This is a genomic window from Enterobacter cloacae complex sp. P15RS (assembly GCF_014895905.1).
Taxonomy (GTDB): domain Bacteria; phylum Pseudomonadota; class Gammaproteobacteria; order Enterobacterales; family Enterobacteriaceae; genus Enterobacter; species Enterobacter quasihormaechei.
The window spans coordinates 79,186-92,280 of record NZ_JADBQL010000008.1; the positions used below are offsets into that span (position 1 = coordinate 79,186).

19 protein-coding genes are annotated in these 13,095 nt (G+C 55.4%); 8 read left to right on the forward strand and 11 right to left on the reverse strand.

Going from position 1 to position 13,095, the window contains the following annotated elements:
• Positions 1 to 10: 10 nt before the first annotated feature.
• The gene (gene elbB / locus IM267_RS05935; protein ID WP_193033003.1) at positions 11 to 664 is read left to right on the forward strand and encodes an isoprenoid biosynthesis glyoxalase ElbB; all 654 of its coding nucleotides are present in this window, start codon (positions 11 to 13) and stop codon (positions 662 to 664) included.
• A complete protein-coding gene (gene mtgA, locus IM267_RS05940; RefSeq protein WP_193033004.1) occupies positions 661 to 1,386 on the forward strand; it encodes a monofunctional biosynthetic peptidoglycan transglycosylase in 726 nt (241 codons plus the stop codon). Before elbB ends, mtgA begins: the two co-directional genes overlap by 4 nt.
• Before the next feature lie 39 nt (positions 1,387 to 1,425).
• On the opposite strand, the gene npr is transcribed toward mtgA, so the two are convergent.
• The 11 genes from npr to IM267_RS05995 all read right to left on the reverse strand — a co-directional run bounded on the left by npr (position 1,426) and on the right by IM267_RS05995 (position 9,345).
• On the reverse strand, positions 1,426 to 1,698 hold the full coding sequence (gene npr / locus IM267_RS05945) for a PTS phosphocarrier protein NPr (RefSeq protein ID WP_003861872.1): 273 nt from the start codon (positions 1,696 to 1,698) through the stop codon (positions 1,426 to 1,428).
• Complete coding sequence (gene rapZ / locus IM267_RS05950; protein WP_063451028.1) at positions 1,695 to 2,549, reverse strand: RNase adapter RapZ; 855 nt, start codon at positions 2,547 to 2,549, stop codon at positions 1,695 to 1,697. Before rapZ ends, npr begins: the two co-directional genes overlap by 4 nt.
• Positions 2,550 to 2,594: 45 nt before the next feature.
• On the reverse strand, positions 2,595 to 3,086 hold the full coding sequence (gene ptsN / locus IM267_RS05955) for a PTS IIA-like nitrogen regulatory protein PtsN (protein WP_003861869.1): 492 nt from the start codon (positions 3,084 to 3,086) through the stop codon (positions 2,595 to 2,597).
• A gap of 82 nt (positions 3,087 to 3,168) precedes the next feature.
• Complete coding sequence (gene hpf / locus IM267_RS05960) at positions 3,169 to 3,456, reverse strand: ribosome hibernation promoting factor (protein ID WP_003861866.1); 288 nt, start codon at positions 3,454 to 3,456, stop codon at positions 3,169 to 3,171.
• A 22-nt stretch (positions 3,457 to 3,478) separates the two neighbouring features.
• Positions 3,479 to 4,912, reverse strand: coding sequence for an RNA polymerase factor sigma-54 (gene rpoN / locus IM267_RS05965; protein WP_064910003.1), 1,434 nt, complete (start codon positions 4,910 to 4,912; stop codon positions 3,479 to 3,481).
• 47 nt (positions 4,913 to 4,959) lie between these two features.
• Positions 4,960 to 5,685 carry an LPS export ABC transporter ATP-binding protein gene (gene lptB / locus IM267_RS05970; RefSeq protein WP_003861862.1) on the reverse strand — a complete coding sequence of 242 codons (726 nt, stop codon included), beginning with the start codon at positions 5,683 to 5,685 and terminating at the stop codon, positions 4,960 to 4,962.
• Positions 5,686 to 5,691: 6 nt separating this feature from the next.
• A complete protein-coding gene (lptA, locus tag IM267_RS05975) occupies positions 5,692 to 6,246 on the reverse strand; it encodes a lipopolysaccharide ABC transporter substrate-binding protein LptA (RefSeq protein ID WP_063451030.1) in 555 nt (184 codons plus the stop codon).
• A complete protein-coding gene (gene lptC / locus IM267_RS05980) occupies positions 6,215 to 6,790 on the reverse strand; it encodes an LPS export ABC transporter periplasmic protein LptC (protein ID WP_063451031.1) in 576 nt (191 codons plus the stop codon). The genes lptA and lptC overlap by 32 nt, the downstream gene beginning before the upstream one ends.
• A complete protein-coding gene (kdsC, locus tag IM267_RS05985; RefSeq protein WP_063867563.1) occupies positions 6,787 to 7,353 on the reverse strand; it encodes a 3-deoxy-manno-octulosonate-8-phosphatase KdsC in 567 nt (188 codons plus the stop codon). Before kdsC ends, lptC begins: the two co-directional genes overlap by 4 nt.
• Before the next feature lie 14 nt (positions 7,354 to 7,367).
• A complete protein-coding gene (gene kdsD / locus IM267_RS05990; protein ID WP_003861853.1) occupies positions 7,368 to 8,354 on the reverse strand; it encodes an arabinose-5-phosphate isomerase KdsD in 987 nt (328 codons plus the stop codon).
• Positions 8,355 to 8,367: 13 nt separating this feature from the next.
• On the reverse strand, positions 8,368 to 9,345 hold the full coding sequence (locus IM267_RS05995) for a calcium/sodium antiporter (RefSeq protein ID WP_063867564.1): 978 nt from the start codon (positions 9,343 to 9,345) through the stop codon (positions 8,368 to 8,370).
• Positions 9,346 to 9,572: 227 nt separating this feature from the next.
• Here IM267_RS05995 and mlaF point away from each other — a divergent pair, with 227 nt between their 5' ends.
• The 6 genes from mlaF to ibaG all read left to right on the forward strand — a co-directional run bounded on the left by mlaF (position 9,573) and on the right by ibaG (position 13,056).
• Complete coding sequence (gene mlaF / locus IM267_RS06000; protein ID WP_063867565.1) at positions 9,573 to 10,385, forward strand: phospholipid ABC transporter ATP-binding protein MlaF; 813 nt, start codon at positions 9,573 to 9,575, stop codon at positions 10,383 to 10,385.
• A gap of 7 nt (positions 10,386 to 10,392) precedes the next feature.
• Positions 10,393 to 11,175, forward strand: a complete 783-nt coding sequence (gene mlaE / locus IM267_RS06005) for a lipid asymmetry maintenance ABC transporter permease subunit MlaE (RefSeq protein WP_003861848.1) — start codon at positions 10,393 to 10,395, stop codon at positions 11,173 to 11,175.
• Between the two features lie 4 nt (positions 11,176 to 11,179).
• Entirely contained in the window at positions 11,180 to 11,728 is a 549-nt protein-coding gene (gene mlaD / locus IM267_RS06010) for an outer membrane lipid asymmetry maintenance protein MlaD (RefSeq protein WP_063451035.1), read from the forward strand.
• Positions 11,729 to 11,746: 18 nt separating this feature from the next.
• On the forward strand, positions 11,747 to 12,382 hold the full coding sequence (gene mlaC, locus IM267_RS06015) for a phospholipid-binding protein MlaC (RefSeq protein ID WP_063451036.1): 636 nt from the start codon (positions 11,747 to 11,749) through the stop codon (positions 12,380 to 12,382).
• Complete coding sequence (gene mlaB, locus IM267_RS06020; protein ID WP_193033005.1) at positions 12,382 to 12,675, forward strand: lipid asymmetry maintenance protein MlaB; 294 nt, start codon at positions 12,382 to 12,384, stop codon at positions 12,673 to 12,675. The genes mlaC and mlaB overlap by 1 nt, the downstream gene beginning before the upstream one ends.
• A gap of 126 nt (positions 12,676 to 12,801) precedes the next feature.
• Positions 12,802 to 13,056 carry a BolA family iron metabolism protein IbaG gene (gene ibaG, locus IM267_RS06025; RefSeq protein WP_003861840.1) on the forward strand — a complete coding sequence of 85 codons (255 nt, stop codon included), beginning with the start codon at positions 12,802 to 12,804 and terminating at the stop codon, positions 13,054 to 13,056.
• Positions 13,057 to 13,095 lie beyond the last annotated feature (39 nt).

A 13,095-nucleotide genomic window follows, 5' to 3' on the forward strand; every position in this document is an offset into this window, starting at 1 on the left:
GATCGTCAGAATGAAGAAAGTGGGTGTCGTGCTGAGCGGATGTGGCGTTTACGATGGTTCAGAGATACATGAAACCGTATTAACGCTGCTGGCATTATCGCGCCAGGGGGCAGACGTTATCTGCTTCGCGCCGGATAAAACTCAAGCAGACGTAATGAATCATCTTACCGGCGAGCCAATGGCGGAAAGCCGTAACGTGCTGATTGAAGCGGCACGTATTGTGCGTGGAGATATTCATCCGCTGGCACAGGCCGATGCCGCTGAACTTGATGCGCTCATCGTGCCGGGCGGCTTTGGCGCGGCGAAAAACCTGAGCACGTTTGCCACTGAGGGGGCGGCGTGTCAGGTCGATCCCGACTTAAAAGCGCTATCGCTGGCGATGCATGCGGCGGGTAAGCCGCAGGGCTTTATCTGCATTGCGCCAGCCATGCTGCCGAAGATTTTTGATTTCCCGCTGCGGCTCACGATCGGAACCGACATCGATACCGCTGAAATTATCGAGGATATGGGCGGCGAGCACGTGCCATGCCCGGTCGACGACATTGTGGTGGATGAGGACAACAAAATCATCACCACGCCGGCGTATATGCTGGCGCAGAACATCGCTGAGGCTGCCGCCGGCATTGAAAAGCTGGTGGACAGAGTGCTGGTTCTTACCGAATGAGTCGTAAATTATCCCCAGGCGGGTGGTTAAAACGGATCCTGCTGCGTATTGTGCTGGTCCTGGCCGTTTTCTGGGGCGGAGGCATTGCGCTGTTCAGCATCCTGCCCGTCCCGTTCTCCGCCGTGATGGCAGAGCGGCAGATTAGCGCCTGGCTCTCAGGTGATTTCGGCTACGTTGCCCACTCAGACTGGGTCGGCATGGATGAAATCTCCCCGTGGATGGGGCTGGCGGTCATTGCGGCAGAAGATCAGAAATTCCCCGAGCACTGGGGTTTTGACGTGGCGGCTATCGAGAAGGCGCTGGATCATAATGAGCGTCATGAAAACCGCGTGCGTGGCGCGTCGACGCTGTCTCAGCAGACGGTAAAAAACCTGTTCTTATGGGACGGTCGTAGCTGGGTGAGGAAAGGTCTGGAGGCCGGGCTGACGCTGGGCGTTGAGACGGTGTGGAGCAAAAAACGCATTTTGACCGTCTATCTGAATATCGCGGAGTTTGGTGACGGCGTGTTTGGCGTCGAAGCGGCATCGCAACGTTATTTCGGCAAGCCCGCCAGCAGGCTGAGTATGTCCGAAGCGGCGCTGCTTGCCGCCGTGCTGCCGAACCCTCTGCGTTTCAAGGCCAGCGCACCGTCAGGCTACGTGCGAAGCCGCCAGGCGTGGGTCATGCGCCAGATGCGTCAGCTGGGTGGGGAAGGGTTTATGGAGCGAAATCATCTTATGTAGGGCGGGTAAGCGTTGCGCCACCCGCCGACGTAGCGAACGTTAGTCTTCGTCAAACCCGGCATTAAACAGGGCAATCACCGCGGCCAGCGCTTCTTCTTCCTGCGGGCCGGTCGCTTCGACTTCAATCTGGCGTCCTTTGGCAGAATCCAGCATCAGCAGCGCAATCACGCTGTTGGCTTCTGCCTCGGTTCCCTCGTCGTTGCGCAGCAGCACCTCAGCATCAAAACCCTGCATCAGTTCAAACAGCTTCATCGCCGGGCGCGCATGCATGCCCAGCTTGTTGGTGATTTCGACGGTCTGTTTTACGGTCATGTTTTACGTTTTTCCAGCGTGCGATGACGGGACTGAACGTTCTTCCCGCGTGAGCGGAAGTAATCGGCCAGCTGTTCGGCAATATAGACCGAACGATGTTTACCGCCGGTACAGCCAATCGCCACCGTCAGGTAGCTGCGATTGTTTGTTTCCAGCATAGGTAACCATAGCTCAAGGTAGCTTCGCGTCTGGTAGATAAAATTATGTACTTCTGTGTGTCGGTCAAGGAACGCCGCCACGGGCTTATCCAGACCAGTCATCGGACGCAGTTTCGGATCCCAGTGTGGGTTCGGCAGGAAACGCACATCAAAAACGTAATCCGCATCGATAGGAATGCCGTGCTTAAAGCCGAAGGATTCAAACACCATCGTCAGTTCGCGCTCGCGCTTGCCGAGCAAGCGAGTACGCAGCATTTCCGCCAGCTCGTGGACGGACATTTCAGAGGTGTCGACAATCAGGTCGGCGCGGGAACGCAGCGGCTCAAGCAGATCGCTTTCTTTATCAATGGCGCTTTCCAGCGACAGATTTTTACTGGAGAGCGGATGCAAACGACGGGTATCGCTGTAGCGGCGGATCAGCGTGTTGCGGTCAGCGTCAAGGAACAAGAGCTGCGGTGAAAAACACTCCGGCAGATTGTTCATTGCCTGCTCGAAGATTTCCGGCGATTCCGGCATGTTGCGCACGTCAATACTGACGGCGGCAGAGATTTGCCGGTCCGCAAGCGTCCGCGCCAGATCGGGTAACAACACTACCGGCAGGTTATCTACACAGTAAAATCCCATGTCTTCCAGCGCGCGCAGGGCTACGGATTTCCCGGACCCCGAACGACCGCTGACGATCATCAGCACCATGTTCCGTTTCTCCTCAGGGCAGCCGTTCTGAAGGCCTTCTCCCGATTATGCCTCATCCTGATTGCCTTCTGCTTCAGTGATAATTTGATAAAGCTCTTCATCACTTTGGGCTGAGCGCAGTCGACGACAAATGGTTTTGTCCGCCAGACGTTTGGCCACCAGCGACAGCGTGTGCAGATGGGTTTTGGTCTGATCGGCAGGAACCAGCAGCGCGAAGAGCAGATCCACAGGCTGGTTATCAATGGCGTCAAAAGCGATAGGCGTTTCCAGTTGCACAAACACCCCCACGGCACGCAGCGTATCTTCTTCCAGCTTGCCATGCGGGATCGCAATGCCGTTGCCGATGCCGGTACTGCCCATTTTTTCACGGGTCAGAATGGCTTCAAACACGATCTGCGGCGGCAGACCCAGCTGTTTTGCGGCCAGTTCACTGATAATTTCCAGCGCACGTTTTTTGCTCTGGCAGTGAACGCCACTGCGGGTACAATCCTGGTTAAGGACATTGCTCAGTTGTAGAGCGGAATCGTTGTTTATCATAATTTCACCTAAGCGCTAACCGTACAAATGGCCTGTTGTGTCTCACAACAGGCCGTCCTGCACCCGTTAACTGCCCGGACAATTAGTGTTGTTTCAGTTTATCTTTATGTTTATTGAGCTGTCTCGCAAGCTTATCAATCAAGCCGTCGATAGCCGCGTACATGTCTTGCCCTTCCGCACTGGCATGGAGTTCCCCTCCGTTGACGTGCAGAGTCGCATCCGAGATATGCGTCACTTTCTCCACTTTCAACACAACATAGACCTGATTGATCCTTTCGAAATACTGCTCGAGTTTTGCGAACTTAGTGTTCACAAAATCGCGTAAGGCCTCAGTAATCTCGACGTTATGTCCGGTGATATTGAGCTGCATAGTGTCTTCCTTATCGGTTGTGTCAAACCAGCTGTTTACGCTGGTTAGACGGCGGAATGGATAAAGACTCTCGATACTTCGCAACAGTACGGCGTGCCACCATAATACCCTGATCGGACAGCATGGTGGTTAGCTTACTGTCACTGAGTGGCTTCGCGGGGTTCTCCGCGGCGATCAACTTCTTCACCAGTGCGCGAATGGCCGTTGACGAGGCTTCGCCGCCGCCTTCGGTGTTCACGTGGCTGGAGAAGAAATACTTAAGCTCAAAAATACCGCGCGGGCTGTGCAGGTACTTCTGCGTAGTCACGCGGGAAATGGTTGATTCATGCATCTCGACGGCCTGGGCGATGTCTGCCAGCACCATCGGTTTCATAAACTCTTCGCCCTGTTCAAAGAACGCCTGCTGCTGTTCGACAATACAGCGGCTGACGCGCAGCAGCGTGTCATTTCGGCTCTCCAGGCTCTTAATCAACCATCGTGCTTCCTGAAGGTTGCTGCGAATGTATTGATTATCGGCGTCGTTACGTGCGCTGGTGCACATGGAGGCATATTGCTGGTTGATTTGCAGGCGAGGAAGGCTGTCGGCGTTCAGTTCAACGACCCAGCGGCCGTTGTGCTTTCTCACCAGCACATCAGGAATGACATATTCCGGTTCGCTGGTCTGGATCGACTGTCCCGGACGCGGATCGAGTGACTGGATCAGATTCACCGCTTCCTTCAGCACCTCTTCTTTGAGGCGCGTGACGCGCATCAGGGTGCGGAAATCGTGATTCGCCAGCAGATCCAGATGATCGCTGATGATGAGCCGGGCTTCGTCAATCCACGGTGTCTCTTTGGCAAACTGCGAAAGCTGGATCAGCAGGCAGTCGCGCAGATCTTTCGCGGCGACGCCAATCGGGTCGAAACGCTGGACGCGCTTGAGGACGGCTTCGATCTCTTCCATCTCAATGTCGTCATCGCCGATGCTTTCCAGAATATCGTCCAGCGTCACGGTCAAATAGCCCGTGTCGTCAACGGCATCGACAATCGAGGTGGCAATCGCGCGATCGGTATCCGAGAAAGGCGTCAGCTCCACCTGCCACATCAGGTAGTCCTGAAGCGACTGGGTGGTTTCGCCCTGATAGACCGGCAGTTCGTCGTCCTGATAATCCGCGCGCGTGCCGGAAGGCGTTCCTGCGGTGTAGATTTCATCCCAGCTGGCATCCAGCGGCAGCTCGTCCGGCATCTCTTTTTGTTCGAGCGCATCGGCGGTGTCGAGCGTTTCCGTGTCCTGCGTTTGCTGGGTATCTACCTCGTCATGAAGATCGGTTTGCTCCAGCAGCGGATTGCTGTCCAGCGCCTGCTGGAGCTCCTGCTGGAGTTCTAACGTGGACAACTGCAACAGACGAATGGCCTGTTGTAGCTGCGGCGTCATGGCCAGTTGCTGGCTGAGCCGTAATTGCAAACCTTGCTTCATGTTCAGCGCGTTTTTCTCCGGTTCGGCGTGACTTAACCTCTACCCTATCAGAGTCTGAAGTCTTCCCCAAGGTACACGCGCTTAACATGCTCATCTTCGAGGATTTGCTGCGGCGTACCGTGGGCAATCAGATGGCCCTGGCTCACAATGTAGGCGCGTTCACACACGGCCAGCGTTTCGCGTACGTTGTGGTCCGTGATCAGTACGCCAAGCCCGCTGTCGCGCAGATGCTCAATGATACGTTTGATATCGATAACCGAAATCGGGTCAACGCCCGCAAACGGCTCATCCAGCAGGATAAATTTCGGATTTGCTGCCAGCGCGCGCGCAATCTCAACGCGGCGGCGTTCACCGCCGGACAGCGCCTGACCGAGGCTGTCGCGAAGGTGTTCAATATGAAACTCTTCCATCAGCTCGTTCGCGCGGTCGGTGCGCTGCTCGCTGGTCAGATCGTCACGGATCTGGAGCACGGCCATCAGGTTATCGAACACGCTTAAGCGGCGGAAGATAGACGCTTCCTGCGGCAGGTAGCCGATGCCACGACGCGCGCGGGCATGCAGCGGCAGCAGGCTGATGTCTTCATCATCAATGATGATGTTGCCAGCGTCACGCGGGACAATGCCCACCACCATGTAGAAGGTTGTGGTTTTACCCGCACCGTTAGGGCCAAGCAAGCCCACGATTTCGCCGGAGTTGACGGTCAGACTGACATCTTCGACGACGCGGCGGCCCTTGTACGCTTTCGCGAGGTTTTTTGCAGTTAATGTTGCCATAACGAATTAGTTACTCTTTTTCTGTGCCGGAGCCTGACCGTTGTTCTTGTCCTGCAACTGCGAAGGCACAAGCACGGTAGTGACGCGTTTACCTTTTTCGCTGGAGGCCTGCATTTTCTGCTCTTTCACCAGATAGGTGATCTTGTCGCCTTTGATGTTGCTGTCCAGCTGTTCCAGGTAAGCATTACCGGTCAGGATGACCAGATCCTTCGCCAGTTCGTAGTGCATATGCGAGGCATGGCCTTTTACCGGCTTGCCGTTGTCCTGCATCTGGTAGAACGTGGCCGGGTTGCCATAACCATCAATAATCTCTTTGCCCTGCTCGCCGCCCGGACGGGTAACGACCACTTTATCGGCATTGATTTTGATGGTGCCCTGGGTCACGACGACGTTGCCGGTAAAGGTAACGACGTTACCCTGCATATCCAGAGACTGCGTATCAGATTCGATATGAATCGGCTGCTCGGTGTCGCCAGTCACAGCAAGCGCGGGAAGACTGGCCGCCAGCAGCGCGCTGGCGATAACAACTTTAAGGCTGAGTTTGTTTGTTTTGAATTTCATAGGAGGTTCTAACCTTTTCAATCAGCTCGGCGTTTTTGCTGCGTAAGTTCCCGCGCATTCTTAAACCGCTGGAATTAAATGTTGTGCCATACAGGGTGACTAAATCCTGCGACGTGACATCCTGGGTGACCAGGTTGATCTGGGCGTTATCGGTCGTAATTTTGCGCAGTTGAGCGTCAGCGGTCAGGGCGTTGACCTCAACGTGACCATACAGATAAAGCATACGGTCATTTGTCAGTTTTGCCCGGTCAGACTTGATCGACCACGTCGGCACTTTGTCGGTATCAAAGGTGGTCAGCACCGGCTGGGTAAACCACGAAACACCGTCATCTGAAAAATATTCGACATGCTGAGCAATCAGGCGATAGTTCAGTGCGCCTTCCGGGCTATAAACCACGGTATCGCTGCGATCGCTTTTGTAGGTCGGGTCGCTCGTGTTGACCACTTCCGTTTGCGTATCATCGCGGTCAGCGAGGTTCACGCCAATCAGGATCAGGACGACAAGCGAAAGCAGAATGATAACCCAACGTCTGGTTTTACTCATATCGATTGCCCTTTCGCCTCATCAAGCTTGCCCTGCGCCAGCAGAAGCAGATCGCAGACTTCACGCACGGCACCGCGGCCACCGTGAATATGGGTAACGTAATCAGCACGCGGGATCAGCAGCGGGTGTGCGTCAGCCACGGCAATGCTCAGACCCACCTCCGCCATCACTGGCCAGTCGATCAAATCATCCCCGACGTACGCCACATTCTCTGGCGCAATGGCCAGTTTTTCCAGCAAATCCCGGAAGGCTACCATCTTATCAGACTGTCCCTGATAGAGATGCGTAATGCCCAGCGTTTCACACCGATCTTCTACCAGTTTAGCTTTCCGCCCGGTGATGATTGCTACGTCAATACCGGACGTGAGCGCACAGCGGATACCGTAACCGTCGCGAACGTTAAAGGCTTTCAGCTCTTCGCCGTTATTGCCCATATAAATCAGACCGTCGGAAAGCACGCCGTCTACATCGAGGATCAGCAGGCGGATAGTTTCCGCCTTTGCCATCATCTGGGCGCTCACCGGGCCATAACAGGTTGCAAGGGATGCACCCGCATTACTCATTGTCTTATCCTTCATTACACTACGCCTGCGCGCAGCAGATCATGCATATGTACCACACCCAGCAGTTGGTCGCCATCGGCAACCATCACTGAGGTGATATGACGGGACTGCATCAGGTTCAGCACATCGACCGCCAGCGTGCCCGGACGGACGCGGATCCCGCCTGGCGTCATCACATCCGCGATGCCCAGCGTTCGCACATCCACACCCATATCGAACACCCGGCGCAGGTCACCGTCGGTGAAAATGCCCTGAATCTTCATCAGGTCGTCACAGATGACCGTCATGCCCAGGTTTTTGCGGGTGATTTCCAGCAACGCGTCGCGCAGAGAAGCCTCTTTGCTGACGTGCGGAATTTCATCCCCGGTGTGCATAATATCGTTTACCCGCAGCAGCAGTTTGCGCCCGAGCGCGCCGCCGGGGTGAGACAGGGCGAAATCTTCAGGCGTAAAACCGCGGGCTTCCAGCAGCGCAACGGCAAGGGCATCGCCCATCACCAGCGCGGCGGTGGTGCTGGAGGTCGGGGCCAGCCCCAGAGGACAGGCTTCTTTCGGCACCTTTACGCACAGGTGAATATCTGCCGCACGCGCCATGCTGCTTTCCGGGCGGCTGGTCATGCAAATCAGCGGGACGTGCAGGCGCTTCAGCACCGGAATCAACGCCAGAATTTCATTCGATTCCCCGGAGTTAGACAGCGCAATAACCACGTCCTGCGGGGTAACCATACCGAGGTCACCGTGCGCGGCTTCACCCGGATGAACGAAGAAGGACGAGGTGCCGGTGCTGGCAAAGGTCGCCGCCATTTTGCGCCCGATATGGCCAGACTTGCCCATCCCCATCACCACGACTTTACCGGCACAGTAGAACATCTTCTCACAGGCCAGACTAAAATCCTGATTAATGTACTGATCTAACTGCGCCAGACCTTCACGTTCAATCTCCAGAACGTCTTTGCCTGCTTTCTGAAAGTCAAAACCCGGCTGCAATTCTATTTGCGACATAATGCGTTTCCGTTTACCCAGAGAGAAGTGGCGAGAGCCAGTACAGCATCGCCAGCCATACGATAAATCCACCCGTCAGCAGCGCGCCTGCGCCTTTGCCGATCTGCTCTTTTCGCCGCCAGCAGAGCAGGGCGAAAATGACGCTGACCAGCAGCATCACACCGTAATCGCGCGTGAAGACCATGGGGTTAAACGGCCCCGGCGAGATCAGCGCCGGCAGCCCCGTCACGATCGCGATATTGAAAATATTAGAGCCAATGATATTGCCGATGGCGATATCATCTTCCCCTTTACGCGCCCCGGCGATGGCGGTGGCCAGCTCCGGCAGGCTGGTGCCGATGGCGATGACCGTCAGACCGATTGTCAGTTCGCTCATCGCAAACGCGTTCGCCAGCACCGTCGCGTTATCGACGACCATCCGCGTGGCCATCGGCATGATGATCAGCGCGACGCCCAGCCACAGCAGGGCGACGGGTAAGGTGCCTTCCCTGGGCAGCTCGGCGAGATGCTCACGCGTGAGGCTATCGTTGCCCTGTTTTTCCGCCAGACGCGCGATTTTCACGCTGTAAAGCAACCAGATCCCGGCCAGGGCGAGCAGGAATATACCGTCATCAATGCTCAGCACCCCGTCGTAAAGCACGTAGCCAGCCAGCAGGCTAACGACTAACATTAGCGGCAATTCGCGGCGCAAAACATCAGAATGGACGCGAAATGGATGCAGCAATGCGGCTAAGCCTAAAATCAGTAATATATTGACGATGTTAGAGCCAATCGCGGTGCCGATAGCAAGGTCGACCTGACCATGCAGCGAGGCTGAAACAGAAACAATGATTTCAGGAAGCGATGTGCCTACACTGACCACCGTCATTCCGATAATGATGGGCGGCATGCCAATGAGTCGACAAAGAATGGATGCGGCAAAGACCAAACGGTCAGCACTGTAGACCACCAACAGTAAACCAATTATTAACAGTGCTGTTGCTAAAAGCATCAAAAGTCCTTTCTTCAGGTATACTCGCTGGTCCACTGCGCACGGATTCTGGCGCCAGATGAAGTCTGAGACGTGACGAATTCCTAATTTTGACTTTATGCGCCGGAAAAGTAAAACAAATGCCAGCTTTAGCTAACCCCAATAGTGAATATTCTGTAAAAATGCGGGGTTTAGGGCTGATTTACGCTTCATGCCAGCCGTGAAGTAAGGTAAGTAAGGAACCATAAATGAGCCAAACGATGGCGAATATAGTCGATGTCCGGGGCGTCAGTTTTTCTCGCGGCAGCCGGGTGATATTTGATGATATTTCGCTGACCGTGCCGCGCGGTAAAATCACCGCCATCATGGGGCCGTCAGGGATCGGTAAAACGACGTTGCTGCGTCTTATCGGCGGGCAAATCCCTCCTGACAGCGGCGAAATTCTCTTCGACGGTGAAAACGTTCCGGAGATGTCTCGCTCGCGCCTCTACACGGTTCGCAAACGAATGAGCATGCTCTTTCAGTCGGGTGCGCTGTTCACCGATATGAACGTATTTGACAACGTGGCCTATCCGCTGCGTGAGCACACCCATCTTCCTCCTGCGCTGTTGCACAGCACGGTGATGATGAAGCTCGAAGCCGTGGGGTTGCGGGGGGCGGCGAAACTCATGCCGTCCGAACTCTCCGGCGGGATGGCGCGCCGCGCCGCGCTGGCGCGTGCTATTGCCCTTGAACCGGATTTAATCATGTTCGACGAACCGTTCGTCGGGCAAGACCCTATCACTATGGGCGTACTGGTGAAGCTCATTTCAGAACTGAACAGCGCCCTTGGCGTCACCTGCGTGGTGGTTTCCCACGACGTGCCGGAAGTGCTGAGCATTGCTGATTACGCCTATATTGTGGCTGACAAAAAGATCGTCGCCCACGGCAGCGCTCAGGCGTTGCAGGAGAATGGCGATCCGCGCGTGCGGCAGTTCCTGGACGGTATCGCAGATGGGCCGGTGCCTTTCCGCTATCCGGCAGGCGACTATCATGACGATTTACTGGGAATAGGGAGTTAAGCCACTCATGCTGTTAAATGCGTTGGCGGGTCTTGGACATCGTGGCCTAAAAACCATCAGTACGTTCGGGCGTGCCGGATTAATGTTGTTCAACGCGCTGGTTGGCAAACCGGAGTTCCGCAAGCATGCGCCGTTACTGGTGCGGCAGCTTTATAACGTCGGTGTACTGTCGATGCTTATCATCATCGTGTCGGGGCTGTTTATCGGCATGGTGCTGGGGTTGCAGGGATATCTGGTGCTGACAACCTACAGCGCGGAGACCAGCCTTGGCATGCTGGTGGCGCTCTCGCTGCTGCGTGAGCTCGGGCCGGTGGTTGCCGCGCTGCTGTTCGCCGGGCGTGCCGGGTCAGCACTGACGGCGGAAATTGGCCTGATGCGCGCCACCGAGCAGCTTTCCAGCATGGAGATGATGGCGGTCGATCCGCTGCGCCGGGTTATCTCTCCGCGCTTCTGGGCCGGGGTTATCTCCTTACCGTTACTGACTATCCTCTTTGTGGCGGTCGGTATCTGGGGCGGCGCGCTGGTCGGCGTCAACTGGAAAGGCATTGATGCCGGGTTCTTCTGGTCCGCCATGCAGGACGCTATCGATCTGCGGATGGATTTGGTGAACTGTCTGATCAAGAGCGTGGTTTTCGCTGTGACGGTTACCTGGATTGCGTTGTTTAATGGTTACGATGCCATTCCGACGTCGGCGGGCATTAGCCGCGCAACGACGCGTACTGTCGTACATTCGTCGCTGGCCGTTTTAGGTCTGGATTTTGTGCTCACCGCACTGATGTTTGGGAATTGAGTTCATGCAAACGAGAAAAAATGAAATTTGGGTTGGCGTGTTTCTGCTTCTGGCGCTGCTGGCCGCGCTGTTCATCTGCCTGCGAGCGGCGGACATTACCTCTGTTCGCGCCGAGCCGACGTATCGCGTCTACGCGACCTTCGATAATATCGGCGGCCTGAAGGCGCGCTCGCCGGTGCGTATTGGTGGCGTCGTCATCGGACGTGTAGCGGACATTACGCTTGATGAAAAAACGTATCTGCCGCGCGTCGCGATGGATATCGAAGAGCGCTATAACCACATTCCTGACACCAGCTCGCTCTCTATCCGTACTTCTGGCCTGCTGGGGGAGCAATATCTGGCCCTCAACGTTGGTTTTGAAGATCCTGAGCTGGGAACGTCTATCCTTAAAGACGGTAGCGTAATCCAGGATACCAAGTCAGCGATGGTGCTGGAAGATATGATTGGTCAGTTCCTTTACAACAGTAAAGGGGATGATAAAAAGTCTGACGATGCCCCTGCGCAGAGTGAAGACCACACCAACGTCGAACCGACGCCAGGCGCGACGAATTAATTTCAGGAGAAGTCATTCATGTTTAAACGACTGTTAATGGTTGCCATGCTGGTCATTGCCCCTCTGACTGCGGTACACGCTGCGGATCAGAGTAACCCGTACAAACTGATGGATGAGGCTGCGAAGAAAACCTTCGACCGTCTTAAAAATGAACAGCCCAAAATCCGCTCTAACCCTGACTATCTGCGTGATGTCGTGGATCAGGAGCTGCTGCCGTATGTGCAGATCAAGTATGCGGGCGCGCTGGTACTGGGCCGTTATTACAAAGAGGCGACCCCGGCGCAGCGCGAGGCTTACTTCGCGGCGTTCCGTGAATACCTGAAACAGGCTTACGGCCAGGCGCTGGCGATGTATCACGGTCAGACCTATCAGATTGCCCCTGAACAGCCGCTGGGCGATGCCACCATCATTCCTATCCGCGTGACAATTATCGATCCAAATGGCCGTCCGCCGGTTCGCCTGGACTTCCAGTGGCGTAAGAACAGCCAGACCGGAAACTGGCAGGCGTATGACATGATCGCCGAAGGCGTAAGCATGATCACCACTAAACAGAACGAGTGGAGCGATCTGCTGCGCACCAAAGGGATTGATGGCCTGACGGCTCAGCTTCAGTCTATCTCTCGTCAGAAAATTACCCTGGACGAGAAGAAGTAATGTTGCAGCAGCTTAGCTGGGCGCGAGACGGCGAGACGCTGACGCTGACGGGAGAGCTGGATCAGGATCTGCTTAACCCGCTGTGGGACGCTCGCCATAACGCGATGCAGGGCGTGACGCGGATTGATCTACATGGCGTCACGCGGGTAGATACCGCCGGTATTGCGCTGCTGGCGCACCTGGTTGCCACGGGCAAAAAGCAGGGGAGCAGCGTTACCCTGACGGGGGTAAGCGACAACGTCGTCACCCTTGCACAGCTTTACAATTTGCCCGAAGACGTATTACCTCGCTAATTTTTTCAGTACGTTACTTCCGAAAGCCCCGACAGTTTGCGCGTCGGGGCTTTTTGCTTGTTTAAGACCGCGCCACTTTGCTCTAAGATGTTGGGCTTGTTTTCACTATCAGATGATGTAGACCCCATGGAAAATAATGAAATCCAGACTGTGCTGATGAATGCACTCTCCCTTCAGGAAGCCCACGTCTCTGGCGATGGCAGTCACTTCCAGGTTATTGCTGTGGGTGAGATGTTCGACGGAATGAGTCGCGTGAAAAAACAGCAGGCTGTGTATGCGCCGCTGATGGAATACATTGCGGACAACCGCATTCACGCCCTGTCGATTAAAGCGTTCACCCCACAGGAGTGGGCACGCGATCGCAAACTAAACGGTTTTTGAGCTGGGGGCGAAGCGCCCGCAGCACGGTTGAATTTATAA

What these genes read in the sequence shown, in the direction of transcription:
- elbB (WP_193033003.1), top strand. Translation starts at nt 11, where the DNA reads ATGAAGAAAGTGGGTGTCGTGCTGAGCGGATGTGGCGTTTACGATGGT.
- mtgA (WP_193033004.1), top strand. Translation starts at nt 661, where the DNA reads ATGAGTCGTAAATTATCCCCAGGCGGGTGGTTAAAACGGATCCTGCTG.
- npr (WP_003861872.1), bottom strand. Translation starts at nt 1,698, where the DNA reads ATGACCGTAAAACAGACCGTCGAAATCACCAACAAGCTGGGCATGCAT.
- rapZ (WP_063451028.1), bottom strand. Translation starts at nt 2,549, where the DNA reads ATGGTGCTGATGATCGTCAGCGGTCGTTCGGGGTCCGGGAAATCCGTA.
- ptsN (WP_003861869.1), bottom strand. Translation starts at nt 3,086, where the DNA reads ATGATAAACAACGATTCCGCTCTACAACTGAGCAATGTCCTTAACCAG.
- hpf (WP_003861866.1), bottom strand. Translation starts at nt 3,456, where the DNA reads ATGCAGCTCAATATCACCGGACATAACGTCGAGATTACTGAGGCCTTA.
- rpoN (WP_064910003.1), bottom strand. Translation starts at nt 4,912, where the DNA reads ATGAAGCAAGGTTTGCAATTACGGCTCAGCCAGCAACTGGCCATGACG.
- lptB (WP_003861862.1), bottom strand. Translation starts at nt 5,685, where the DNA reads ATGGCAACATTAACTGCAAAAAACCTCGCGAAAGCGTACAAGGGCCGC.
- lptA (WP_063451030.1), bottom strand. Translation starts at nt 6,246, where the DNA reads ATGAAATTCAAAACAAACAAACTCAGCCTTAAAGTTGTTATCGCCAGC.
- lptC (WP_063451031.1), bottom strand. Translation starts at nt 6,790, where the DNA reads ATGAGTAAAACCAGACGTTGGGTTATCATTCTGCTTTCGCTTGTCGTC.
- kdsC (WP_063867563.1), bottom strand. Translation starts at nt 7,353, where the DNA reads ATGAGTAATGCGGGTGCATCCCTTGCAACCTGTTATGGCCCGGTGAGC.
- kdsD (WP_003861853.1), bottom strand. Translation starts at nt 8,354, where the DNA reads ATGTCGCAAATAGAATTGCAGCCGGGTTTTGACTTTCAGAAAGCAGGC.
- IM267_RS05995 (WP_063867564.1), bottom strand. Translation starts at nt 9,345, where the DNA reads ATGCTTTTAGCAACAGCACTGTTAATAATTGGTTTACTGTTGGTGGTC.
- mlaF (WP_063867565.1), top strand. Translation starts at nt 9,573, where the DNA reads ATGAGCCAAACGATGGCGAATATAGTCGATGTCCGGGGCGTCAGTTTT.
- mlaE (WP_003861848.1), top strand. Translation starts at nt 10,393, where the DNA reads ATGCTGTTAAATGCGTTGGCGGGTCTTGGACATCGTGGCCTAAAAACC.
- mlaD (WP_063451035.1), top strand. Translation starts at nt 11,180, where the DNA reads ATGCAAACGAGAAAAAATGAAATTTGGGTTGGCGTGTTTCTGCTTCTG.
- mlaC (WP_063451036.1), top strand. Translation starts at nt 11,747, where the DNA reads ATGTTTAAACGACTGTTAATGGTTGCCATGCTGGTCATTGCCCCTCTG.
- mlaB (WP_193033005.1), top strand. Translation starts at nt 12,382, where the DNA reads ATGTTGCAGCAGCTTAGCTGGGCGCGAGACGGCGAGACGCTGACGCTG.
- ibaG (WP_003861840.1), top strand. Translation starts at nt 12,802, where the DNA reads ATGGAAAATAATGAAATCCAGACTGTGCTGATGAATGCACTCTCCCTT.